Source organism: Novosphingobium sp. PhB57, assembly GCF_004342985.1.
Classification (GTDB): Bacteria; Pseudomonadota; Alphaproteobacteria; order Sphingomonadales; family Sphingomonadaceae; genus Novosphingobium.
On record NZ_SMBO01000009.1, the window covers coordinates 14028 to 36808 of the forward strand.

General features: G+C 66.9%; 20 protein-coding genes and 1 riboswitch. Of the genes, 7 read left to right on the forward strand and 13 right to left on the reverse strand.

Features of this window, described 5'->3' with window-relative positions; genetic code table 11:
- The first annotated feature begins 4 nt into the window (after positions 1–4).
- Positions 5–1477 carry a TRAFs-binding domain-containing protein gene (locus EDF58_RS21340; protein WP_132269250.1) on the forward strand — a complete coding sequence of 491 codons (1473 nt, stop codon included), beginning with the start codon at positions 5–7 and terminating at the stop codon, positions 1475–1477.
- Positions 1478–1495: 18 nt separating this feature from the next.
- Here EDF58_RS21340 and EDF58_RS21345 read toward each other — a convergent pair whose 3' ends face one another.
- The 4 genes from EDF58_RS21345 to EDF58_RS21360 form a co-directional block, all read right to left on the reverse strand.
- On the reverse strand, positions 1496–2155 hold the full coding sequence (locus tag EDF58_RS21345; protein WP_243654419.1) for a Crp/Fnr family transcriptional regulator: 660 nt from the start codon (positions 2153–2155) through the stop codon (positions 1496–1498).
- Positions 2156–2871: 716 nt separating this feature from the next.
- Entirely contained in the window at positions 2872–4566 is a 1695-nt protein-coding gene (locus tag EDF58_RS21350) for a M28 family metallopeptidase (protein WP_132269254.1), read from the reverse strand.
- A 162-nt stretch (positions 4567–4728) separates the two neighbouring features.
- On the reverse strand, positions 4729–5844 hold the full coding sequence (locus tag EDF58_RS21355; protein ID WP_132269255.1) for an aminotransferase class V-fold PLP-dependent enzyme: 1116 nt from the start codon (positions 5842–5844) through the stop codon (positions 4729–4731).
- 3 nt (positions 5845–5847) lie between these two features.
- Positions 5848–6594 (reverse strand): tryptophan 2,3-dioxygenase family protein, encoded by a 747-nt coding sequence (locus EDF58_RS21360; protein ID WP_132269257.1) that lies wholly within the window; start codon positions 6592–6594, stop codon positions 5848–5850.
- A gap of 146 nt (positions 6595–6740) precedes the next feature.
- Here EDF58_RS21360 and EDF58_RS21365 point away from each other — a divergent pair, with 146 nt between their 5' ends.
- Positions 6741–7199: an Lrp/AsnC family transcriptional regulator gene (locus EDF58_RS21365; protein WP_132269258.1), complete on the forward strand. Its 459-nt coding sequence runs from the start codon at positions 6741–6743 to the stop codon at positions 7197–7199.
- A 36-nt stretch (positions 7200–7235) separates the two neighbouring features.
- Here EDF58_RS21365 and msrB read toward each other — a convergent pair whose 3' ends face one another.
- The 5 genes from msrB to EDF58_RS21390 all read right to left on the reverse strand — a co-directional run bounded on the left by msrB (position 7236) and on the right by EDF58_RS21390 (position 11547).
- Entirely contained in the window at positions 7236–7685 is a 450-nt protein-coding gene (msrB, locus tag EDF58_RS21370) for a peptide-methionine (R)-S-oxide reductase MsrB (RefSeq protein WP_132269260.1), read from the reverse strand.
- 67 nt (positions 7686–7752) lie between these two features.
- Positions 7753–9057: a glycoside hydrolase family 130 protein gene (locus EDF58_RS21375; RefSeq protein ID WP_132269262.1), complete on the reverse strand. Its 1305-nt coding sequence runs from the start codon at positions 9055–9057 to the stop codon at positions 7753–7755.
- A gap of 16 nt (positions 9058–9073) precedes the next feature.
- Positions 9074–9793, reverse strand: a complete 720-nt coding sequence (locus EDF58_RS21380; protein ID WP_243654420.1) for a metallophosphoesterase — start codon at positions 9791–9793, stop codon at positions 9074–9076.
- A complete protein-coding gene (locus EDF58_RS21385) occupies positions 9786–10574 on the reverse strand; it encodes a hypothetical protein (protein WP_132269266.1) in 789 nt (262 codons plus the stop codon). The genes EDF58_RS21380 and EDF58_RS21385 overlap by 8 nt, the downstream gene beginning before the upstream one ends.
- Positions 10575–10644: 70 nt before the next feature.
- Entirely contained in the window at positions 10645–11547 is a 903-nt protein-coding gene (locus tag EDF58_RS21390; RefSeq protein WP_132269268.1) for a LysR substrate-binding domain-containing protein, read from the reverse strand.
- A 147-nt stretch (positions 11548–11694) separates the two neighbouring features.
- Here EDF58_RS21390 and EDF58_RS21395 point away from each other — a divergent pair, with 147 nt between their 5' ends.
- Positions 11695–12999 carry an N-succinylarginine dihydrolase gene (locus EDF58_RS21395; protein ID WP_132269270.1) on the forward strand — a complete coding sequence of 435 codons (1305 nt, stop codon included), beginning with the start codon at positions 11695–11697 and terminating at the stop codon, positions 12997–12999.
- A gap of 64 nt (positions 13000–13063) precedes the next feature.
- On the opposite strand, the gene EDF58_RS21400 is transcribed toward EDF58_RS21395, so the two are convergent.
- The 3 genes from EDF58_RS21400 to EDF58_RS21410 all read right to left on the reverse strand — a co-directional run bounded on the left by EDF58_RS21400 (position 13064) and on the right by EDF58_RS21410 (position 16540).
- Entirely contained in the window at positions 13064–13879 is an 816-nt protein-coding gene (locus EDF58_RS21400) for a universal stress protein (protein ID WP_132269272.1), read from the reverse strand.
- A 67-nt stretch (positions 13880–13946) separates the two neighbouring features.
- Positions 13947–15134 (reverse strand): Na+/H+ antiporter NhaA, encoded by a 1188-nt coding sequence (nhaA, locus tag EDF58_RS21405; protein WP_134093685.1) that lies wholly within the window; start codon positions 15132–15134, stop codon positions 13947–13949.
- A 155-nt stretch (positions 15135–15289) separates the two neighbouring features.
- Complete coding sequence (locus EDF58_RS21410) at positions 15290–16540, reverse strand: VacJ family lipoprotein (RefSeq protein WP_132269276.1); 1251 nt, start codon at positions 16538–16540, stop codon at positions 15290–15292.
- A 202-nt stretch (positions 16541–16742) separates the two neighbouring features.
- Positions 16743–16850, forward strand: a riboswitch (SAM-I-IV-variant riboswitch).
- A 34-nt stretch (positions 16851–16884) separates the two neighbouring features.
- On the opposite strand from EDF58_RS21410, the gene metA reads away from it, so the two are divergent.
- The 4 genes from metA to EDF58_RS21430 all read left to right on the forward strand — a co-directional run bounded on the left by metA (position 16885) and on the right by EDF58_RS21430 (position 22038).
- The gene (gene metA, locus EDF58_RS21415; RefSeq protein WP_132269278.1) at positions 16885–17880 is read left to right on the forward strand and encodes a homoserine O-succinyltransferase; all 996 of its coding nucleotides are present in this window, start codon (positions 16885–16887) and stop codon (positions 17878–17880) included.
- Positions 17881–18048: 168 nt separating this feature from the next.
- Positions 18049–18774: a TorF family putative porin gene (locus EDF58_RS21420; RefSeq protein ID WP_132269280.1), complete on the forward strand. Its 726-nt coding sequence runs from the start codon at positions 18049–18051 to the stop codon at positions 18772–18774.
- A gap of 22 nt (positions 18775–18796) precedes the next feature.
- Complete coding sequence (locus tag EDF58_RS21425) at positions 18797–20944, forward strand: methyl-accepting chemotaxis protein (RefSeq protein ID WP_132269281.1); 2148 nt, start codon at positions 18797–18799, stop codon at positions 20942–20944.
- A gap of 179 nt (positions 20945–21123) precedes the next feature.
- The gene (locus EDF58_RS21430; protein ID WP_132269283.1) at positions 21124–22038 is read left to right on the forward strand and encodes an ROK family protein; all 915 of its coding nucleotides are present in this window, start codon (positions 21124–21126) and stop codon (positions 22036–22038) included.
- Positions 22039–22104: 66 nt separating this feature from the next.
- On the opposite strand, the gene EDF58_RS21435 is transcribed toward EDF58_RS21430, so the two are convergent.
- A complete protein-coding gene (locus EDF58_RS21435; RefSeq protein WP_132269285.1) occupies positions 22105–22734 on the reverse strand; it encodes a LysE family translocator in 630 nt (209 codons plus the stop codon).
- Positions 22735–22781 lie beyond the last annotated feature (47 nt).

Below are 22781 nucleotides of genomic sequence, written 5' to 3' on the forward strand. Positions count from 1 at the left end.
GCCCGTGACTCTTCCTGCCCTTGCCAGAATCAGGCAGATCGCGCGTGCGGGCGACACCCTGCGGGCCTGGCGCATGTTCGAGGAAACAGGCCTCGGCGCCTCTTCCGCCCCCGATGCGCTCAGCCTCAAGGGCCGGCTGCTCAAGGATCGCGGGCTGCGCAGCCTGGGCGGCGACCGGGCCAGCCTGCTCGAACAGGCTCAGGAGGCCTACCTGCAGGCCGCGGGCGGCCGCCCGGCGACTTATCCGCTCATCAATGCAGCCACCATCGCCTTCCTCAACGACCGTCCCAGGGAGGCGCGGGACATCGCCGGCCGCATCCTGGACATTCTGGCGAGCGGCGCGCACGAGCCGGAGACACGCTACTGGCTTGGCGCGACCGAGGCCGAGGCGCTGCTGCTGCTGGACGATCCGCAGGCGAGCCGCGAAGCGCTGGAACGGGCCATGCAGGCGGCCCCGGAGGCTTGGGAAGACCACGCGGTAACGCTGCGACAGTTTCGGCAGATACTGGAACGGCTGGGCCGGTCGCCCGACTTGTTCGATCATCTCCAGCCGCCGCCCAGCCTCTATTTCTACGGGATCATCGGTCTTCCGGACGACGAGGCCGAAGTGCGCGCGAAGCTGGAAAGCGTGCTCGACGAGATCCGGCCGGGCGCCGTTTTCGGCGCATTGGCGGCCGGTGCGGACATCCTCGTGGCGGAAATGGCGCTGGCGCGCGGCGCCAGGCTTCATGTCGTGCTGCCGACGGCGATCGCACGGTTCCGGGAAATTTCGGTCGCGCAATACGACAGCCAGTGGGGCGAGCGGTTCGATCGCCTGATCGAGGAGGCCGACGTGGTCGAGGTGCTGGGCGGCAATGCCGGCCTGTCCGAGGCGGCGATCCTGAACGGCGCGCGCGTGGCCATGGGGCTTGCCTTGCGCCATGCACGAAGTCTGGCGACACGGGCCTTGGCGCTCCATGTCTCGCGCCCGACCGACGATCCGGCGCTGGCCGAAACGGAATGGCGCGCGCAGGACCTGCCGGTCTGCAAGGTGAACCTCGAAAACTGGCTACCGGCACGGGGCGGGGCACTGGACCCGGCCTCGAACCTGGCGATCGTCGCTTCCGCGGAGCCGCTGCCCGCGATTGCCGGTCATGAACCCGTCGCGCAGGTGCATGGGGAAGGTGGTGAAATCCTGGGCTTTGCAGACCTGGTGACGGCCATGAGCTATGCGGAGGCGGCCCTGCGACTCGCGCCGGAGGTCCGTCTGGGGCTCGACAGTCGGGCCGTGGCGGTGGAGGAAGCGCTGGAAGCCTCGGGCGAACTGGCCGTTCTGCTGGCCCGCGCGGCCCCGCCGGGCAGCATCTGCGCATCGTGGCCGCAAGTGGCCGCGCTGGATATCCTGGCGCCGCGCTACCGTTTCGAATCGGCGGGGGAGATCGTCACGAGCCTTGGCGACGTGCCGATCGGGTTGTTCTGCCGCCTCACTGCCGCCTGATCGCAGCGCGAATCGTTTTCAGCAGATCAACTCGGCCAGCATGCGCGGTGCATGGATGGTGAGTTGCTCGTCGTCGCGGCTGATGATCCCGCGGCGGATCAAGGCGGCGATGGCGCGCGACGCCGTTTCGCGGGTGGTGTTGGCGCCGAGCGCCAGAGTGGTGACCCGGGGCGAGGGCACGATCCGGTCGCGACCGTCGGCCAAAGCGACCAGTTCGGCATAGACCCGCCCGGCCGCACTATACGTCATGCGGGTTACCATGCGGTCCAGCGCGCGGTCCAGCTGGCGGGCGAGGAGCCGCGCCATACCCGCCGCGATCTGGACGTTTCCGGCCACGAGTTCGGCGATTTTCGGGGCTTCGGCGCAGAGTAGCTGGCAATCCAGCAAGGCGCTGATCTCGGCGCGGTGCACCGTGGCGGCCGGATAGGCGCCGAAGAATTCTCCAGGCCCATGCTGCGCCACCTGCTGGCGCTGCCCTTCCAGCCCATATGTCTCGACTCGCAGTGCGCCGTCGATGACCAGCCAGCAATTGTGCGAGGGTTCGCCCTGGCGGGCCAGGATGTCCTTGGTGGCCAGGCGCTGCGGAATCAGGACGCGGGCAAGGGACTCGGCAGATTGCCGATCGCACCGAAAAATCGCCCCGATAGCCTCGATCTGACTTTCGAAATCCAAAGACACAGCCCCTTAGCCGATGCGGCGAACGCCGCACGACTGCATCGGGCTTAACCCATCCAGGCGGGTTAGGGGAAGAAGCTAGGTGTCGATTCCTGATGAGGCGTGATCCCCGTCACGCGCCAGGGGCAATTCAAGGCGTACACAAATGGCGCGACCCGAAGGCGGCTCGTACAGAGCAGCCCTATTCCTTGGCCCGGAGGTCTTTATGGCCTTCGGGCCATTTTTTTATGTGCCGACGTGCTCGTCGAGGGCTTCATGAAGCGCCTTTGCGAGTTTCGCGGCCGGGCGATGCAGTTTCAGGCTTCGGTATGGAAGGGCCTTGTTTCGGCCTCTTTATCAGCGTGCGAACGTTTCGAAGTGCGACCCGAGGACGGGTTTGGAAGTGCGGCTAGTTCTTGTTTCGTCGCAATGAATTGCTGCCGCAGAGCTGCCATCCGAACAAGTGAAAAAAAAGTCATTGCGGTGTTAAAAAGGCAGTATTCCGAAGGACATCGGGAGTGTCTGCTGGTGCCGTTGCACCTGACCGAATGTGCCGGTCTTGGCGGAACTCCTTCATTCCATTCGAAGAAAAGGATCCCGGGCCGTGGTTTGCACGGTTCCGGACAGAGTAGACCGGAACGGTCCTTTCTTGAACGCGGCGGCAGTTGGCCCGGCCGGCTGCATGGCCCCGACGCCTTCTTCCGGCGCCGGGGCGATGCATCGACCTGGCTTTGCCTGCCTTACTTGCGCGAGGCGGAAGTCGCGTCGCGGGCCGCGCGGAACTCGCTGTCCTGCGACCAGTTAGGCCAGTCGCGGCCGTTCGCCAGGCGGTTGCCGACGCTGTAGAGCAGCGTCATGTCGCTGTTCCAGCCGGACGTGTTCCAGTTCGGATCGTATTCGTCGGCCGGCTGGTGGTACTTGTCGCGCGTGTAGATGTCCGACAGTTCCTTGCCGCGGGCGTCGCCGCCGTTGACGAGTTCACGGCCCGGGCTGAACGAAATCGCCGGGACGCCGCGCTTCGCCATCGGGAAGTGGTCCGAACGGTAGAAGCTGCCCGCTTCCGGGCGCGCATCGGGGGTATAGTGGCGGCCCAGCTTCTGGCCTTCCTCGGTCAGCATGGTCAGCAGATCGAGCTTGGCCGCGCCCGAGATGCTGAAGTTGGTGGTCTTCTCGATCGAGAGCGGGCCGTCCATGTTGATGACGCCGGCCGTCGTCGCCAGCGGGCGCAGCGGGTTGTCGGCATAGTATTCCGAGCCGAGCAGGCCCTTTTCTTCCGCCGTCACGGCCAGGAACAGCACCGAGCGTTCCGGCTTCGACTTGGCGAAAGTCCGCGCCAGTTCGAGCAGCGCGGCCGTGCCGGAGGCGTTATCGCGCGCGCCGTTGTAGATGCGGTCTCCCTTGGCATCGGGCAGGCCGACGCCGAGGTGGTCCCAGTGGGCCGAGTAGATCACGGTTTCGTCCGGATACTTCGAGCCGCGCACCAGCCCGGCCACGTTGTGCGAGGTGATGATCTCCGACTTCACCGCATAGTCTGCGCTCATCGTTGCCTTCAGCGGCATGGCCTTGAAGTCCGTCTTGCGCGCGGCGGCCTTGGCGGCTTCGAAGTCCAGACCCGAAGCCTTGAAGAGCTGCACGGCGAGGTCCTTCTGGATCCAGCCTTCCATCTGCGTATGCGCAGCCTTCGGATCGGCGCGGACGATGTCGAACATCGTGTTGGTGTTGCTGTTCTTGACCGTCGCCCAGCCATAGGAGGCGGGCTCGCTCTCGTGGATCACCAGCACGCCGGCCGCGCCCTGGCGGGCGGCTTCCTCGTACTTGTAGGTCCAGCGGCCGTAATAGGTCATCAGCTTGCCGCCGAAATCGGCCCCGCCATCAGCCGCACCGCCGCCTTCGAAATCGGGATCGTTGACCAGCACGACCATGATCTTGCCCTTGAGGTCCACGCCCTTGAAGTCATCCCAGCCGCGTTCCGGGGCCTTGACGCCGTAGCCGACGAAGACCAGCGGCAGGTCCTTGATGGCCACCGAGGACTGCCCCGTTTCCGCAGCGCGGACGGCGATCTGCTGGCCCTGCGACAGGGGCGTGGCGGCCCCGCCGATGGTCATCGCCAGGCTGGGCGCGCCGACGATCTCCGACTTGCGCAGCGGCACGTCCTGGAACCAGGTGCCCTTCTGCCCGGCCGGCTGGAGGCCCGCGGCCTTCATCTGCGCGGCGATGTAGTCGATGGTCTTCTTTTCCGCCGGGGTGGCCGGGCCGCGTCCTTCGAAGGCGTCGCTGGAGAGCGTCTTGATGTCGTTCGAAATGCGGGCGACGTCGAAGGCGGGTGCGGCGGGCGCCGCCAGGGCCACGGAAGCCATGGCCGATGCCGAAAGAAAGCCGCCGAGGGCGAGAGCGCGCAGGGCGCTGCGCGGGGCGCGGAACGTGGGGGAGGTCATCGATACTCCTTGGCCGGTCGGCCGTTGATGGCGTGCTGAATCGGGTCGATCCAAGGCGGCCGATGATGCCGATCCCCCGACGTATGTCGATATGTATACCTTATGATTTCGACAGTCGCGGCCGCCGAATGCCTGCACTATCGACGATGGACCGCGATCCGATCACGAAACGAGGCGAAACTCCAGCTGGGCTTCGGTGATCGCCCGGCCCAGTGCCTTCGCTTCTTCCGGGCTGTTCCAGGCGTGGAACGAGGCCCGCAGGCAGCGCCCGCGCACGTCGTAGCGGAAATCGCCGGGCGCGAGCACCGCGTGAAGGCGGTCGACATCGGCGAATTCCAGGCAGAGCGTTCCGCCGCGGCCGGTCATGTCGAACGGCCGGTCCACGGCCTCGGCAAAGGCGGCGATGCAGTCCCGGTTGTGGCGCAGGATCCTGTCCTGCCCCAGCGCGGTCACCGTCTTGATGCCGGCAAGGGCGAGCGCGAAAGGCGCGATGGACGGGCTGCCGCCCTGGAACCGGCGCGCGTCAGCGGCGGGGCGGAAGCTGCGGATGTCGAATTCGTAAGGGTCTTCGTGGCCGAACCAGCCGAGGTCGAGCGGCTCGATGCCGGGCGTCAGGTCGCCGCGCAGCCAGAGCCACGCGGCGCCGGGGCCGCCGCAGAGCCATTTCACGCTCGATCCGATCACAGCGTCCGCGCCCCAGGCGTGCGGTGCTACCGGCAGGATCCCCGCGGACTGGGCGGCATCGACGATGGAGAGCGCCCCGTGGCGACGGGCCATCGCGGCGATCTCGGCAAGCGGAGAGGTGACGCCGGTGTTCGAGTGAACGTGCATGGCGACGACCGCCGCCACGCTCTCGTCGAAATGGCTTTCCCAGGTGGCGGCGTCGCCGGGCGACTGGGCCGCGGGGATCAGCCGTGTCTCGAAGCCCAGTCGTTCAAGCCCCTGCGCGACATAGCCCACGGTCGGAAAGGCCTGCTCCGACATCAGCACACGGTTGCGCTTCGGGATCGGTCGCAGCCCGGACAGGAGCGAGAACAGCGCGGAGGAGACGCTCTGCTGCGGCGCGACTTCGTCCGCCGCCACGCCGATCAGCCCGGCTAGGGCGGCGCGGAACTTCTCGATCGTTTCCAGCCACGGCCCCCAGGCAGCGCCGCCGGTGGTCTGCCAAGGGCCGAGATAGCACGCGTCCAGCGCGGCGCGCGCCGCGCGCGGCAGGCAGCCGACCGAGTGGCTCATCAAATAGGGGCCACCCTCGGGAACATGGAACAGGTCACGCATCGATCACTGGCTCGCCTTTTCCGCAATGCTGTCGCGCACGCGGCCATAGTCATGGCCCCATTCGTCGGTCATTTCCACGCGCACGTCCCAGAGCTCGGGGAAAAAGCGATGTTTCGCACCGGCTTGGAGCAGATCGACGGAGCGCCCCTTCAGCGAGGCCGAGCCCATGCCGATCGAGCGGTGGATGAGGAACAAGTGGTGCCAGCGGAACTTGCCGAAAAGTTCGTCCAACTCCATCAGCGCCTCGGCGATGGCATAAGCTTCGTCATGCGCATAGCCATGGTCGTAGATGTCGCGCACCGTCCGCCCGGCGCCGGAAACGTAAGCCGCATCGAAAGTCTGCCAGAGATCGGGGATGATGCGGAGCAGCACGCGGAAGCCCGGCGATTCCTGGCCGCTGCCGTTGCCGAGCTGGAGGCGGATCTGCTGGTATTCCTTGGGCGACATGGTTTCCAAGAGGTCGAGCTGCTCGGTCATCATGCGCATGATGCGGTGGCAGCGGCCGAGCAGGGTGGTCACCCGGAACGCCTGCTTCGCGCGCAAGTGCTCGTCCACGGCGACGATCGTATAGGCCATGAGCTTCATCCACAGCTCCTCGACCTGGTGGACGATCTGGAACTGCAGTTCGTCGGCATTGGCCAGATCGTCGAAGGGCTTCTGGCAGGTCAGCAGACGATCGGTCTGGAGATAGAGTTCGTAGTCGAGCGCGGCGGGCGCTTCGAGCAGTTCGTAGACCTTGCGGCGTTCCATGTTGTCTTCCCGGGCTTGCTGTGAGAGGACATTAGCACTGGCCGGGCGGGACATTGGTCCCAATCCACAAGCCATGGGCTATTCCTGAAGAACGATTGGCACGGTGCGGTGAAGATGGGAGAACGGACGTTTCGGTGGAGAAGGGCATGACCCTCGACGCGGCGGACAAGCGCATCCTGGCGGCGCTGGAGCAGGACGCGCGGCTCAGTTTTGCGGGGCTGGGCGAGGTGGCGGGGCTGTCCAAGACGCCAAGCTGGAAGCGGGTCCAGGCCATGGAGAAGGCTGGCGTCATCACCGGCTATCGTGCGGTGATCGACCCGGCAGCGATCGGGCTGGGCACCAGCGCCTTTGTCCATGTCTCTATCGAATTCGACCGGCACGAGGCTTTCGAACGCGCGGTGCTGGATGAAGCGGCGGTGCTGACGTGCCACGCTGTCGTCGGGGATTTCGACTATCTGCTGCTGGTGATGACCGGCGGTGTTCCAGACCTTGACGACTTCCTGCGCAACCGCCTGCGCCGGCTTCCGGGCGTGCGCCACTTCAACACGACGCTGGCCATGCGCGACGTGAAGCCGCGCGCCTACCTCACCGACGCCGCAAGCTGACAGCGAGGGCGCGGTGAGGCATGCGGTCGGGCCGGATCAGTCGATGTCTTCGACCTGGTCGACGTAGCTGGCGTAGCCTTCGTCCTCCATGTCCTCGCGGGGGACGAAGCGCAGCGAGGCGGAATTGATGCAGTAGCGCAGGCCGCCGCGATCGCGCGGGCCGTCCTCGAAGACGTGGCCAAGATGGCTGTCGCCATGGGCCGAGCGCACTTCGGTACGGGTCATGCCATGGGTGTGGTCCACCAGGTTGTTCACGTTGGCCGGTTCGATCGGCTTGGTGAAGCTGGGCCAGCCGCATCCGGATTCGTACTTGTCCGAGGACGCGAAAAGCGGTTCGCCCGAGACGATATCGACGTAGATGCCGGGCTTCTTGTTGTTCAGGTATTCGCCCGATCCGGGGCGTTCGGTGCCGCTGCGCTGAGTGACGTGGAACTGCTCGGGCGTCAGGCGCGCGATGGCTTCTTCGGTCTTTTCGTAAGTCGGCATGGATCGGTTCTCCTTGCGGGCGAAGATGGTGATCGAAGCGGGCCGTGAGAAGGGGGCTTCGACGTTGTCAGGCCGGAACCAGCACACCGAGCAGATCGTCCAGCGAGCAGGTGGCGAAGCCGGTAAGCTCATCGCCGATGCCGTAAGGCAGAAGCACGCGCCGCCCGTGGACGAGGGCGCCGCAACTGTAGGTCACATTCGGAACGTAGCCGCCGCGCTGTTCGGCGCTGGGAAAGACCAGCGGTGCCCGCGTGCGCTTCAGCACGCGCGAGGGATCGTCGCGGTCGAGCAGGCAGGCGCCGATGCAATAGCCGCGGACCATGCCGACGCCGTGCGTGAACACCAGCCAACCCTCGTCGATCTCTATGGGCGATCCGCAATTGCCCATCTGCACGAATTCCCAGGGGTAGGCCGGCCCGAGGATCGGCTCCCCGCTTTCCCAGGTGAACAGGTCGTCCGAGCGCAGCAGCCAGATGTTCTCGCCATCCTGCCGCCCGAGCATGACGTACTGGCCGTCGATCCGGCGGGGGAACAGGGCCATGCCCTTGTATCCGGTCATCCGGCCTGCCAACGCGCGCATCTCGAAGGTCCGCAGGTCCACGCCGCGCAGCATCTCCTGCCGCGTGTTCTGGCCGTCGTAGGCCGTGTAAGTGCCGATCAGGAAGCGCTGGCCGTCGTCCTCCACGAACATGACCATGCGGAGGTCCTCCACCCCCTGCCGCTGTTCGGGCAGGACCGGGAAGATCACGGTTTCCGATACGTCCTGGCTGTCTTCGCACTGGAGGCGGACCCAGCCCTCGTTGTCGCTTTCGATGCGGGGCGGGATGCAGTGCGGCCACGCCGGGTCGATGGTGACGGTCTCGCCGCCGTCCCAGGAACCGGTGCGGAAGGTTACCGAGGAAATGTGCCCCTCGCCGATGCCGCGCAGCGAGAGCAGGAAGCGCAGGGGCGCGCCGGGGGCAAGCGCCTCCTGCGCTTGCGCCTCGATCGGGATCCGCACGATGCTGGGATTGAATAGGGCGGCGGATTCGAAGGCGTATTCCTGGCTGAAATAGGCGCCCAGCAGCAGGCGGTCGCGGTGGTTCAGCGCGGAAATATCGCCCAGTTCGTCGGCCAGGCTGTCGACCTGGCGCAGGAAGAAGGCGTCGGCGTGGCAATGGCGCTCGCGCATCGGACCCATCACGAAGCCGATCATCCGCTCGCGCACGTCATCGTCCAGCGAGAGGATGCGCTGGACGATGACCTGGGGCTTGGGCGGGTGGTGATCCGCGAAGGCGGCAGGATAGGCGAAGTGGAAGGGCCGTATCACCGTGCGCGCGGGATCGGGCCGCAGCTCCAGGTCCAGCTTGGTGAAGACGTCGGCGGCTTCCATGCTCCGGCGCTGTCGCTCAGACGTCCAGCAGGGCGTAAGGGCGCCCGAACCGGGCGGAGACCACGAACTGCGCGCAATTGTAGACCGGCACGCCGCGCGTGGTCTTGCCCTCGTAGGTGCCGCGATGGGCGTGGCCGTGGACCACGGCCTTGACGTTCTCGAAACGGTCCACGGCATCGGCAAGGCGGGAGGAGCCCAGGAACGGGAAGATTTCCGGCGGCTCGCCCGCGACCGTTTCCGGGATCGGGGCATAATGGAGCACGGCCACCGTCCGCTCCGTCCGCAGCGAGCGCAGGCCGTTCTCCAGCTTGCGCGCTTCGTTGAGCGATTCGTCGACGAAGCTCTTGATCGCCGCCTCTCCGAAGGCGCCCAGCTCGCCGCGCCCGAAGCCGCCGACGAACCCCTTCACACCCGCAAAGCCCACGTCCTTCACCACCACGGCCTGATCGTCGAGGATGGTGACGCCGCCCTGGCGCAGGATATTGGCGACTTCCTCCGGCTGTCCGCATTCGTAGTCATGGTTGCCCAGCACGCCCACGACGGGGATCGAGCAGGCCGAGAGATCGGCCGCCAGGCGCTCGGCCTCGCCGGTCTTGCCGAAATTGGTGAGGTCTCCGCACAGCGCCAGGACTTCGGCATTGTCGGAGATTTCGCGGAACAGGTCGCGGTAGGAACCGCCGTCCTGCTCGGTGACGTGAAGGTCGCCGATCGCCGCCAGGCGGAGCGTGTCAGACATGTCGTTCATGCTTCTCGTCCAGTCCTTTTCCTACCAGGTCCGCAAAGCCCCATTCGCTGATGTCGATCACGTAGTCCCGCGGGGAAAACAGGCGTCCGCGGCAGATCCGCACTTCGGCGGGGGGAAGTTCGGCCTGGGCGCGGATGCGTTCGATCAGCGTGTCGAACAGCCAGCGCGGGATCGCCTCGCGCTCGGTGGGGTAGATGAAGCGGAAGTTGAGCACATGGAGCAGCAGGACTTCCCAATGCAGTTCCATCAGCGAGAGGAGGCGGTGCCAGTCGATCTCGTCATGCTTGCGCAGGATGGTATGGGCGATGTCCGCCCCGTCGTAGCGATAGCGATCCTGGATGAAGGCCTTGGAGACGATGAATTCGGTCGGCGGGGTGATGCGGACCTGGGTGCCATAGACCTCGGCCGTGAAAACATCGCTGAACCAGGCGTCAGTGATCGGGATCGATGCGGAGGACATGTTGAAGATCACGTCGAAGAAGTTCTTTCCGGACCATACTTTGGCGATCCAGCGCTCGTCCTCCACGGTGACGTCGTAACCCTCCTGCTTGAAGCGGGCGAGCAGCCGGGGGGCGTCTCCCGGCTTGCAGAACACGTCGATATCCTTGGTCGGGCGGACGACGCCGGTGTGGCAGGTCAGCGCATATGTGCCGGACAGGAGGTAGGGGATGTCCCAGGACCCCAGCAGTTTCAGGCTGTCGGTATAGAACGCCGCCGCTTCGGGGGGCGGGTCGAAACTGTGCGGTTCGGTCGGCGTCGGAATTTCGAGCATGCTAGGGGGTGCGCCTGATAAAGGGTGTCCCCGATCAACCTTGCGCCGCGCCGCTTTGTTCCATGACAGATCATGGCTGGGGGCGGCACTCCTGCGCCAGCCATGCCCGAAAGCGGCCCAGGGCGGGGCTTCTGCGGGCGTGTTCGGGGTAAGCCAGCCAATAGCTGCGGTCTTCGGCCAGCGGGGCGTCGATGGGGATCACCAGCTCGCCGGCTTCCAGTTCGGGCGCGATCAGGAAGCTGGGGAGGAGTGCCGCGCCGCCGCCGGCCTTTACCGCCTGCGCCAGCATCAGGAAATGGCCGAGGCCGGGCAGTCCCTCCATGGCCGGCGCAGCGATCCCGAACATTGCGAACCAGCGCGACCAGGCATCGCGCCGCGCGGACTGCACCAGCAGCGGCACGCGCAGCAGGTCCTCCGGTGCGGCGATCCCGTGATTGTCGCGCAGGCCTGGCGCGACGACGGGCACGACATGCTCCTGGAACAGCAGGTCGTGCTCCGCGCCCGGCCAGTCCGCCGCGCCGACGTGGATGGCCGCGTGGAAGGGCTCGGCGGAGAAATCGAAGATGTCGGTCCGCGCGGCGATGTTGACCACCAGGTCCGGGTGCTGCCGGGTGAGCCGCGGCAGGCGGGGGGCGAGCCAGCGCATGCCGAAGCCCGGCAGGACGGCCAGTTCGATCACATGCTCCGGTTCGGGGTCAATCAGGCGGCCGGTGGCGCGCCGAATTGCGGCGAGCGCGGGGGCAACCTCCTCCAGATAGGCGCTTCCGCCCGCGTTCAGCACTACGCGGCGGCCATGCCGGTCGAACAGCGCGGTGCCGAGCCAGCTTTCGAGATTGGCGACATGGCGGCTCACCGCGCCTTGCGTCAGCCCGATCGCCTCCGCGGCGCGGGAGAAAGATCCGAGGCGGGCCGCGGTCTCGAAAGCGTGCAGCATGGCCATCGGTGGCAGGTAGCGGCGGTCGTCCGGCTTCATTCCATTCGCTCATATCGTCATGCGCGGAATTGGGGTTATTAGCGGAAAATATATCGGCCAACATGCCAAATATGCATGAAGATCGCCGCGCTTGGCCGCGCGGACGCCTTGTGCGACGGTGTTGCCAAGGCTGGAAGGAGCTGCGGGATGCGCGAGATCAATTTCGACGGGCTGGTCGGGCCCAGCCACAACTATGCGGGCCTTTCGCTGGGCAACATCGCTTCCGCTTCCAATGCCGGCGCCACGTCGGCCCCGCGCATGGCCGCGCTGCAAGGGCTGGGCAAGATGCGGCGCATGCTGGCACTGGGCCTGCCGCAGGGGCTGCTCCTGCCGCAGGACCGGCCCGATGCGGACTGGCTGCGCAAGCTGGGCTTTTCGGGCAGCGACGATGCGGTTCTGCGCGCCGCCTGGGAGCAGGACCCGGCGCTGCTGCGCAATGCGTTCTCGGCCTCATCGATGTGGACCGCCAATGCCGCCACCGTCTCGCCCGCGCCGGATACGGCGGACGGACGCTGCCATTTGAGCGTGGCCAACCTCTCCACCATGCTCCACCGCGGTATCGAGCATGACCAGACCTTCCGCCAGTTGCGGCTGGCTTTTGCCGATGCGCGCTTCTTCGCGGTTCATCCGGCCCTGCCGCCCGGTCTGGGGGATGAAGGCGCCGCCAATTTCATGCGTCTGGGCGAAGGCCATGCGGAGCGGAGCCTGGAGGTCTTCGTCTACGGAGAGCGTGCGGTCCAGGGCAGTGCGGGGCAGATCTTTCCTGCCCGCCAGCACCGCGCGGCCAGCGCGGCCATCGCCCGTCGCCACGGCCTTGCCGCCGCCGATCATACGCTCGTCCCGCAAGGCGAGATCGCCATCGCGGCGGGAGCCTTCCACAATGACGTGGTCGCCGTGGCCAATGAAAACGTGCTGTTCACTCACGAACAGGCCTTTGCCGACCGCGATCTGGTCTACCGCGTCCTGCGCCAGCGAGTGCCGGGTGCGGTCATCGTCGAGGCACCGGCCGCGCGGATAAGCCTCGACCTCGCGATCCGCACTTACTTGTTCAATTCGCAGCTGGTGACGCTGCCCGGCGGAGACATGGCGCTGATCCTGCCGCAGGAAGCGCGGGAGGCCTCTGCTGTCTGGGAATGGCTGGAGGAAGTGGTCGCGGCGGACAATCCCATTCGCCGTCTGGAAGTGGTCGACGTGCGCGAATCCATGCGCAACGGCGGCGGCCCGGCCTGCCTTCGCCTGCGCGTGGCGGTATCGCGGGAAGCCCATGCCGCCATCGATCCGCGGTTCCTGCTGGACGAGCGCGCCTGCGACCGGATCGAGGCGGTGATCGCGCGGGAATGGCCGGAAAGCATCGCGCCGGGAGACCTCGGCGAGCCGGACTTGTGGCACCGCTGCCGCTCCGCGCGCGCTGCCTTGCTCGATGTGCTGGGCTTCGCAGCCGGAGAGCTTTGAGGCGGGCCAGGTTTTTGCCGGATCTTCCAGGTCATCAGGTGATTCCACCCGATTGGAACATGCTTCAGCCTTCGGGCGTCTTTTTGACGACAAGCGTATCGGCGGCAATCCAGCCCAGCAGCGCCGAAGTGTTGCTGCCGAAAGTCGCCTGCGCCAGTCCGCTCCGGTCGCGGCTGCCCACGACCACGAGATCGGGCGCGAACTGCGTTATGGCGCGGGCGAGCACTTCGTCGGGCGCGCCGAGTTCCAGGCGCGGCGTGATCCTGGCGGCAAGCGCCGCCGGCAGGGCTTCGTTAGCGAGAAATTCGTCGAGCCGGGCGCCTGCCTCGCGCCGCAGTTCCTCGCGCATGCCGTCGGAATCGACCCAGCCGCGAAACGGTACGTGATAGGCGTGAACCACCTCGATCGGTACCTGGGGGAAGAGTTCGCCGGCAGTGCGCAAGGTCCGCAAGGCATCGACCGACAAGTCGACGGCCACCAGCATGCGCCGGTACGGCGTGCGGGCGCGTTGCTTGACCACCAGCACCGGAGCGGCGGCATTGCGGATGATATGGTCTACCGCCGTGCCCAGGAAATAGTCGCCGAGGTGATTGAACCGGGCGATGCCGGTCACGATGAGCGAGGGGGCAAGGTCCTGCGCCACGTCGGCAATGGTGTCGGGGGCGGGACCGGCGGGCAGGAGGATGCGGACATTGCCGGGATCGGCCGGCAGCGTCTGGCGCACGTCGTCTTCGGCCACGCGTTCCTCGGGGCGGAGGGCGTGGAGCACGCACGTCTCCACCTGCCATTGTCCGCCGAGCATGAGCGCCCGGTCCACCGCGCGGTCGCTTCGCGGGCTGAGATCCGTGGCGACGAGTACCGGTCCCCGTTGTTCTGCCATGCGCGGTCCCTTCTCTTCCTTCGTTCCCGGGCCGTCCGGCCTTGCGGCGCCCGGATGTTCAGTCCTTTCAGGCCGCCTCGACCGGAGCCTTCCGGCGCGAAGCCGTGAGGCGCAGGACGGCGAATCCGGCCAGGGCGGACACGATGGAGCCGCCCAGCACGCCGATCTTGACTTCGTCGATGAGGATCGGATCGCTGAAGGCCAGCCCGCCCACGAAGAGGCTCATGGTGAAGCCGATGCCGCAGAGCAGGCACATGCCGTAAGTCTGCATCCAGGTCGCGCCGCTGGGCCGCTTGGCGATGCCGAGACGGGCGCAGAGCCAGAGCGCCAGGAACACGCCGATCTGCTTGCCCAGGAACAGGCCACCCGCCACGCCCATGGGAAGCGGCGCGATCAGATGCTCCATGCCCAGGCCCGCCAGCGAAACCCCGGCATTGGCGAAACCGAACAGCGGCACGATGGCATAAGCCACCCAGCCGTGGAGCCCGTGTTCGAGGCGGTGCAGCGGCGATTCCTCGCTGTCCGGCGCGCCGGGCGTGGCGCGGATCGGGATCAGGCTTGCGGCCAGAACGCCGGCGATGGTCGCATGGACGCCCGACAGCAGCACGGCCAGCCAGAGCGCCGCGGCCAGGATCAGATAGGGCCACAAGGCCTTCACGCCCACGCGGTTGAGCACGAACATGACGCCCATGATGACGCCGGCCGCCAGCAGGGCGGCGCCGTTGATCTCGCTGGTATAGGCCAGCGCGATCACTGCGACGGCGCCCATGTCGTCGACGATGGCCACCGTCGTCAGGAACAGCTTGAGCGAGGCGGGCACGCGCTTGCCGAGCAGCGCCATGACGCCGATGGCGAAAGCGATGTCGGTAGCGGCAGGAATGGCCCAGCCGCGCGCGAGTCCGGGCGTGGACCCAGCGATGGCGAGGTAGATCGCCGCCGGGCAGATCATGCCGGCGGCCGCGGCGATCGCGGGCAGCGCGCGATCGGACCAGGTGGACAAATGTCCGTCGACGAACTCGCGCTTGATCTCCAGGCCGACGAGCAGGAAGAACAGCGCCATCAGTCCGTCGTTGATCCAGTGGGCGAGAGACATCGGCCCGATCATGACGTGCAGCGTGTGGAAATAGGTGTCGGCAAGCGGGCTGTTGGCCACGATCAGCGCCAAAGCTGCCGCGACCATCAGCAGGATGCCGCCGGACGCCTCACTGTGCAGGAAGGCGCGCAGGGCGGAACGGGGGCGCTTGAGCAGGGGCATCGATGTCGAGCGTTCTCGTCGGGATGGCGGGCGGGAAAAGGCGGCGGACATGGCCCGATGCCTGTGCAGATACCTGCCAGCCTAACCGGGATGTGGCCCGAAGGCCACCCCAAGCGCTGCACTCCCCGCCGGTTTCCGGCAGGAGCCTCCGTACTTTAGGGCGTGGGTACCGTTTCGAGGGCGGGTACGGGAGCGGCAGGAGCGGCGGTGGTGGCAGGAGCGGGCTCGGAAGCGGCCGGCTGGACAGGCGCCGCGGGGGAATTGCCCTGCGGTGCGGGAACGGCGGGCTGTGCCGGTGCCGGTGTCTGCTCCGTCACGTCCTTTGTCGCTTCGGCCCTGGCTTTGGCTTCCGCTTTGGCTTCCGCTTCCGCTTCCTTCGCCTTGGCCTCGTCCTTGTTGTCGGCCGTCTTCATGCTCGGGCCGTAGACCGGCACCACGTCGGGCGTGATCCGGCCGTGGAGCGCCTCGATCTCCGCCTTGCGCTGCCTCAGGTAGAGTTCGCGGTAGGCGGCGTAAGGCTTGTCTTCCTTGCGGATCTTGTTGATCCGCTCGTCGAAGGCTGCGCGCTCGCCCAGTTGGTCGACGATGGTCATCGGCAGCACGACCGCCGGATTGGTGAAGGGCTTGCCGACGACGGCGGGCACCAGCAGCCTGTCGACCGAATCGCCGATGATGTCGCGCAGCGTCGTCGGGCCGACGATCGGCAAATAGAAGAACGGACCAGGACCGACGCCGTAATAGCCCAGCGTATTGGCCAGCCCATTGGGGCGGTAGGGCAGGTTGAACGGCTTCTTCTTGGCCACGTCCACCAGGCCGGCCACGCCCAGCGTCGTGTTGATCGCGAAGCGGCCTGCGGTCTCCGCCGCCTTGCCGGGCTTGAACTGCAACAGGTAGGCGGCGAAGACCACCGGCTCGCTCAGGTTGGTGAAGAAATTGCGCAGCCCCTGGCGAACGGGGCGCGGCAGGCCCTTGTTGTACGCCTTGGCGACCGGCTCCAGCACGGCCTGGTCGACGGCCTGGACCGCCTTGAAGGATTCGATGTTCAGCTTCTGCAGCGGATCGCCCGGCGGTGCCGGTTCGGGTGCGGTGACGACGATGACCGATTCGGGCTCGTCGGAAGCGGCTTCCGGCGGGGTGGCAGAGGCGGCCGCCGCCGAGGCGTCAGGAACCGTCGGGGCCGGATTTACCGGGGCCGCAGGATCGGAGACCGGCGGAGGCGGAGTGGTCGCATCGGCAGGTTGAAGTGCCGCCAGCTGAAGGGCGCCAACGTGCGGACTGCCAACTTCCGGGCTGCCAACTTGCAGATCACCTGCCTCTGCCGCGGTATCGACGGCGAAGTGAACAGGAGCGTCGGGCACCGACGGGCCCGTCATCAACAACGCCACGGCGGCAGCCGGCAAACTCATTCGATGGTCCTTAGCATATCGCGGTCTCTGCAGCGAAGACGATTTTTCCGCGATCAGGCAATTCCGCTGGGCTTTCCGGCCGCTAGGCTCGATTTACGCTTTCGTCAATTGGACCGGCCGATGGCTGTCGCATCGCCCAAGCGCCCATTCATCGCCTCTCGGACAGGCCGTTGCAAGATCGGGCCGAAGCGCTTATGACGCTTCCCAGCATCAAGAGTTGGGATGACGCCCAACGCCAACCTGCCGATCCGGGCAAGGTGGCACTCCCCTCGGGGAGGATGTGGCCGACCCGGCAATCAACGGATCAAGCCACCAGCGTCATCCCCGAAAGAGGACCGACGCAAGTGCCCATCAAGATTCCCGACGATCTGCCCGCCCGGTCCATCCTGGAAGCCGAAGGCGTGGCCGTGATGCGCGAAAGCGATGCGGTGCGGCAGGATATCCGCCCGCTGCGGATCGGGCTGCTCAACCTCATGCCTGACAAGGTCAGCACCGAAACGCAGCTCGCCCGCCTGCTGGGGGCCACGCCCTTGCAGATCGAGCTGACCCTGGTGCGGATCAGCGACCATGTCGCCCGCAATACCTCGGCCGAGCATCTCGAAGCCTTCTACCGCCCCTGGTGCGATGTCCAGCACGAGCGGTTCGACGGTTTCATCATCACCGGCGCCCCGGTGGAGCGCATGGCCTTCGAGGAAGTGCGCTACTGGCCCGAGCTGCGCCGCATCTTCAACTGGACGCGTACGCACGTCCATAGCTGCCTGACGATCTGCTGGGCCGCGCAGGCCTTCCTCCACCACTTCCACGGCGTGCCCAAGCATGCGCTCGAGGCCAAGGCCTTCGGCGTATTCCCCCATCGCAATCGCGCGCCGAACTCGCCGTTCCTGCGCGGCATCTCGGACGAATTTGCAGTGCCGGTCTCGCGCTGGACGCAAGTGCGCCGCGCCGACCTGCCAGAGGGCGGCGATTTGCGGGTGCTGGCGGAGAGCGACGACAGCGGGCTCTGCCTGCTCCACGATCCGGCCCGCCGCGCGCTGCTGATGTTCAACCATCTGGAATACGACGGCGACACGCTGGCCAACGAATACAACCGGGACGGCGGCCCGATCCCGGCAAACTACTACCCGAACGACGATCCCTCGCTGCCGCCGATCAATGCCTGGCGCAGCCACGGCCACTTGTTCTTCGGCAACTGGATCAACGAGATCTACCAGACGACACCTTTCGAGGCCGCGTCCATCGGCCAGTCTGCGCGCGGCGAGGCGGCAGCGGATGAACGGGCCGCAATCGGGTCGGCCGCAATCGAGCAGGCCGATGGGCCGGTAGACCTGGCCCCGGCGTAACTTCGATGCCGCGCCCGGCCCGGCCGGTCGCGGAATTTTTTCCAGTCGAATGAAGCATTTGTAAATTTCTGTTGCCGGGATCGGCGGGGAGCGACGCGCATCCCGGCCGTCCGGGGGCATGGCGTCCTATAATGCCACTGCCCCCTATCGTCCCATAACAGGACTTCCATGCATTTCGCTTCTTCCGCCGGGTTGGTCCTGGCGCTGTTCTTCCTGCCCGTCACTGCCCAGGCCGCCGACGATACGCCCGACTTTTCTGTCTCGGGTGCCGCCACGATCATCAGCGACTATCGCTTTCGCGGAATTTCGCTGACCGGCAAGGATCCGGCGGTCCAGGCGACGATCAATCTCTCGCACAAGAGCGGGGTCTACCTCGGAACCTGGGCCTCGTCGCTCGACATGGGCGATCGCTACGGCCCCACGGAAGTGGATTTCTACGGCGGCTGGGCCGGGACGGTGGCTGCCGCCACCACGCTCGACGTCGCCCTGGCCTATTACAGCTATCCCGGCGGCGAACGCCCGGCGACGGGGAGCGGCGCGGCGAAAATCGAATATTTCGAGACGACCGCCCGGCTCACTCACGATTTCGGCCCGCTCAGTGCCACGGTCGGTTCCGGCTATAGCTGGGACCAGTCGGCACTCGGCGGCGACCACCTCTATCTCTTCGGAGAGACCGCCGCGCCGATCCCCGGCACGCCGCTGACGCTGAAAGCGCACGGTGGCCGCAGCAAGGGCGCGATCAGCCCGAAACCCGGCGGATATTACGACTGGTCGCTGGGCGCCGACGCGGCTCTCGGACCCGTCACCTTGGGCCTTGCCTATGTCGACACCGATCTGGGCAGCGCCTCCGCTGCCGATGCCGCCGCGCTCTTCTCGCTTACCGCGGCCTTCTGAAGATACCTCCTGGAGCTGGAAAATGAGAGACGTTTTCAACCGCATGCATATAGCGGGCAAGCTGATGACGGTCGCCGGACTGGCCATCGCCGTGCTGCTGCTGCTGGGCTTCACCGCCGTGGTGGTGGAGACCGGCTCGGCCGTGGGTGCCTTGTCGGACCAGTCCGCCGTGGCGCAGGCCGATGCCGAGGGCAATCGGGTCGAGACCGAAGTCGCGACTTTCGCCGGAACCGCCCGCGCGCTGGCCTCGACTTTGGGTGACATGCACGCGCGCGGCACGCGCGATCGCGGCCTGGCGGTGAGCGTGCTGAAGACCGACCTGCTCAAGTCCAAGGTCGCCCAGGGCAGCTGGGCCATGATCGCGCCGGACCAGTGGGACGGCGGCGACGCCGGCAAGGGTGGCCAGCCCGGATCGGGCAGCAATGGCAGCTTCAGCCCTTATTGGGTCAAGGCTGCCGGCGTGCTGACGATGTCTCCGAACAACGAGGCGGATGCTTATGAAAAGCCTTATTTCCGCAAGTCCTTCGAAAGCGGCGCGGGCGCCATCGTCGACCCCTATTCCTATGACGTGAACGGCACGACGATGCTGATGACGTCGATCACTTATCCGGTCCGCTCGGGCGAGCGCGTGATCGGGGTCGTCGGCGTCGACATGGACCTCGGCGGCGTGTCCGAGCGCCTGTCCAAGCTCAAGCCGTTCGGCACGGGCCGGGTCATGCTTCTCTCCGCCTCGGCAACCTGGGTCGCCAATCCCGATTCCTCCAAGCTCAGCAAGCCTTACGAAGGCGCGGGCCTCGACGAAGTGAAGGCCGCGCTCACCAGCGGCCAGGTGCAAGTCGTGTCCGATATCGACGTCGACGGCGTGGCGACTCGCCGCGTGATCCAGCCAGTCGTCCTGGAGGGCCTCGGCACCACCTGGGCGCTGGTTCTGGACGTTCCCGAGGCGACGATTGCCGCGCCTGCACGCAGCATGGCCTGGCAGCTGGTGATCGGCGGCCTGGTGATCGTCGCGGCCGTACTGGCCACGCTGTTCTATGCGGCCGGCGGCATCATCGGCCGTCCCATGGCCAAGCTTTCGGGAGCGGTGGACCGTCTGGCCAAGGGCGAGCACTGCGCCATTCCCGAACTGGGCCGCGAGGACGAGATCGGCACCATGGCCCGCGCCGCCGACGTGTTCCGCCAGGCCGCGGCCGACCGCGCGGAAGCCGACCGCCGCTCGGCCGAGGAGCAGAAGATCGTCACCAGCGCCGTGGGCGACGGGCTCGACGCACTGCGCCAGGGTGACCTCACGCGCGACATCACCGAAGCCTTCCCGGCCGGCTATGCCGCGCTGAAGGACAACTTCAACGCCGCCCTGGCCGAACTGCGCCGCATGATCGGCGCGGTCGCCGGCAGCGCCAGCGGCATCCAGACCGGCTCGGCGGAAATCGCGCAGGCTTCCGAGGATCTCGCCCGCCGCACCGAGGCCAATGCCGCCAGCCTGGAGGAAACGTCCGCCGCGCTGGTGCAGATCGACCAGCGCCTCAAGGCCTCGGCTTCGGCCTCGACCCGGACGGTGCGCCGTGCCGACGAGGCACTCTCCACGGTCTCGGGCGGACGCGCCGTGGCCGGTGAGGCGGTGGCGGCGATGGACCGCGTCAGCCAGAGCGCCAAGGGCATCGATTCGGTGATCGAGGGCGTCGACAAGATCGCCTTCCAGACCCGCGTGCTGGCCATGAATGCCGCTGTCGAGGCGGGCCGGGCCGGCGATGCCGGGCGCGGCTTCGCGGTCGTGGCCGATCTCGTCTCGGCGTTGGCCATGCGCTCGGAAGAGGAAGCCAAGCGCGCCCGCGAGCAGTTGACCGCCACCCAGACCGACATCGGCACCGCGGTCGATGCCGTCCAGCGCGTCGATGGCGCCTTCGAGACGATCTCGGAAGGCGTGGGCGAGGTCCATGCCCTGCTTGGCCAGATGGCGCAGGACAACCAGGCGCAGTCCACCGCGATCACCCAGATCAGCGTGGCGGTCTCGACGATGGACCATTCGACGCAGCAGAACGCGGCGATGGTGGAGGAAACCTCCGCCGCCGCCCGCAATCTCACCACCGAAGCCGGATCGCTCAACGACCAGGCCGCCCGCTTCGATACCGGCGCGCGCAGGCAGGAGTTCCGTCTCTCCTCCGTCGCCTGACGTTTCCAACGCTCCTTTCTGCGCCCGCGAGTCCAGCCGGATCCGCGGGCGCAGCTTTATCGGCGGTCAAGACGGTTGCAGCCTGCCCATCGGCAATGGCACAGGCGAAATGGAGAAGATGAAGCGGCGCGGGACATTGCTGTTCCCGGCCGTGTCGAAACTGCAGGATGATCCAGCGCATGACGATCCATGGAGCGATAGAGGCCGGCGGCACCAAGTTCGTCTGCGCCGTGGGCGCCGCCGAAACGGGCTCGCTCCGCACGGCCACGATTGCCACGCGCGATCCCGACAGCACTTTCGCCGAAGTGGCGGCCTTCTTCGAGGATGCCGCCGATCTGGGCCCGGTTTCGGGGATCGGCATCGCCAGCTTCGGGCCCGTGGGCGTCGACCCGGCCTCGCCCGATTACGGCAGGATCCTGGCGACACCCAAGCCGGGCTGGGAAGGGACCGACCTGCTCGCCCGCGTCCGCGCATTCCGCGATGTCCCGCTTGCCATCGACACTGACGTCAATGCCGCGGCATTGGCCGAAGTCGCAGCGGTGGGCGGTGACTTGCGCCAGCTTGCCTATGTCACGGTCGGCACCGGGATCGGCGTCGGGCTGGTCAGCGAGGGCAGGGCGGTCCACGGTATCGGCCATCCCGAGGCCGGCCATATCCTGGTCCGCCGCCATCCCGCGCATGGGGATTTCGCCGGAACCTGCCCCTTCCATGGCGACTGCCTGGAAGGCCTTGCCGCCGGACCCGCCGTCAGCGCGGCATGGGGCTCTCCCGCTTCGGAGCTGCCGGCCGATCATCCCTTCTGGGCGGTGGAAGCCGACTATCTTGCGCAGCTCTGCATGACGCTGTTCCTGACGATGGCGCCGGAGCGCATCGTCATGGGCGGCGGGGTGATGAAGCAGGAACGGCTGCTGCCGCTGATCCGGGCGCGAACCGCCGAACTGCTGGGCGGCTATGTGCAGGGCGCGCGCGACATGGCGGCGATGGAGCAGCGGATCGTCGGCCCCGCCTGCCGTGAGCCCTCGGGCCTTGTCGGCGCTTTCCTGCTGGCGGAACGGGCCGCGCGCCACCATGCCGGCACGGCCAGCCGCATTTGAAGCCAGCCGCATTTGAAGCCAGCCGCGCTTGAAGCCAGCCGCGCTTGAAGCTTTGCGAGCTGTGCCTCAGGCCGTGCGGGAGGTAAGCAGCGCTGCTCCGAAGCCGACGAAGATCGATCCGGTGACGCGGTTGAACAGCCGCTTCACCGAAGGCTTGCGCAAGTGGGTGGAAAGCGATCCGCCCGCCAGCGCGTAAGTGCAGTACCAGAGCATTTCGATCACCGCGAACGTACCGACGAGCAGGGCGAACTGCGGTGCCTTGGGCTCTGCGGGATTGATGAACTGGGGGAAGAAGGCAGCCGCGAACAGCAGCAGCTTGGGGTTGCTGATCGCGATCGTGAAGCCGCCGCGGAACAGTGCGGCCGGCGAACTGCGGCGGGTCAGCCCTTCGTCGACCACGGTTTCGGCAGAGACTTTCGCACGCCAGGACTTGATGCCGAGATAGACGAGGTAGGCGACGCCGAAGTAGCGCAGCACCTCGAAGGCACCGGGGATCGCCTTGAGCAGGGCTGTCAGGCCCGCGGCCGAGGCGGCCAGGACCAGCGTGATGGCCAGCATGCAGCCCGCCATGGCCGCCATGCTGCGGCGAAAGCCGAATTCCACGCTTCGCGTCATGACGTGAAGCATGTTCGGTCCGGGCGTGCCGGAAAGTAGGAAAACGGCGAAGGCGTAAAGCCACCATGTCTGGAATGTCATAATTCGTCTCTGCAGGTTTGTCCGTTTCGCGTAGGCCCGGGGGCGGG

Coding starts and splice junctions, on each gene's coding strand:
- EDF58_RS21395 (WP_132269270.1), top strand. CDS start 11,695: ATGCGCGAGATCAATTTCGACGGGCTGGTCGGGCCCAGCCACAACTAT.
- EDF58_RS21425 (WP_132269281.1), top strand. CDS start 18,797: ATGAGAGACGTTTTCAACCGCATGCATATAGCGGGCAAGCTGATGACG.
- EDF58_RS21390 (WP_132269268.1), bottom strand. CDS start 11,547: ATGAAGCCGGACGACCGCCGCTACCTGCCACCGATGGCCATGCTGCAC.
- EDF58_RS21360 (WP_132269257.1), bottom strand. CDS start 6,594: ATGGAACGCCGCAAGGTCTACGAACTGCTCGAAGCGCCCGCCGCGCTC.
- EDF58_RS21435 (WP_132269285.1), bottom strand. CDS start 22,734: ATGACATTCCAGACATGGTGGCTTTACGCCTTCGCCGTTTTCCTACTT.
- EDF58_RS21380 (WP_243654420.1), bottom strand. CDS start 9,793: ATGTCTGACACGCTCCGCCTGGCGGCGATCGGCGACCTTCACGTCACC.
- EDF58_RS21385 (WP_132269266.1), bottom strand. CDS start 10,574: ATGCTCGAAATTCCGACGCCGACCGAACCGCACAGTTTCGACCCGCCC.
- EDF58_RS21420 (WP_132269280.1), top strand. CDS start 18,049: ATGCATTTCGCTTCTTCCGCCGGGTTGGTCCTGGCGCTGTTCTTCCTG.
- EDF58_RS21430 (WP_132269283.1), top strand. CDS start 21,124: ATGACGATCCATGGAGCGATAGAGGCCGGCGGCACCAAGTTCGTCTGC.
- nhaA (WP_134093685.1), bottom strand. CDS start 15,134: ATGCCCCTGCTCAAGCGCCCCCGTTCCGCCCTGCGCGCCTTCCTGCAC.
- EDF58_RS21355 (WP_132269255.1), bottom strand. CDS start 5,844: ATGCGTGACCTGTTCCATGTTCCCGAGGGTGGCCCCTATTTGATGAGC.
- EDF58_RS21365 (WP_132269258.1), top strand. CDS start 6,741: ATGACCCTCGACGCGGCGGACAAGCGCATCCTGGCGGCGCTGGAGCAG.
- EDF58_RS21375 (WP_132269262.1), bottom strand. CDS start 9,057: ATGGAAGCCGCCGACGTCTTCACCAAGCTGGACCTGGAGCTGCGGCCC.
- msrB (WP_132269260.1), bottom strand. CDS start 7,685: ATGCCGACTTACGAAAAGACCGAAGAAGCCATCGCGCGCCTGACGCCC.
- EDF58_RS21410 (WP_132269276.1), bottom strand. CDS start 16,540: ATGAGTTTGCCGGCTGCCGCCGTGGCGTTGTTGATGACGGGCCCGTCG.
- EDF58_RS21400 (WP_132269272.1), bottom strand. CDS start 13,879: ATGGCAGAACAACGGGGACCGGTACTCGTCGCCACGGATCTCAGCCCG.
- EDF58_RS21350 (WP_132269254.1), bottom strand. CDS start 4,566: ATGACCTCCCCCACGTTCCGCGCCCCGCGCAGCGCCCTGCGCGCTCTC.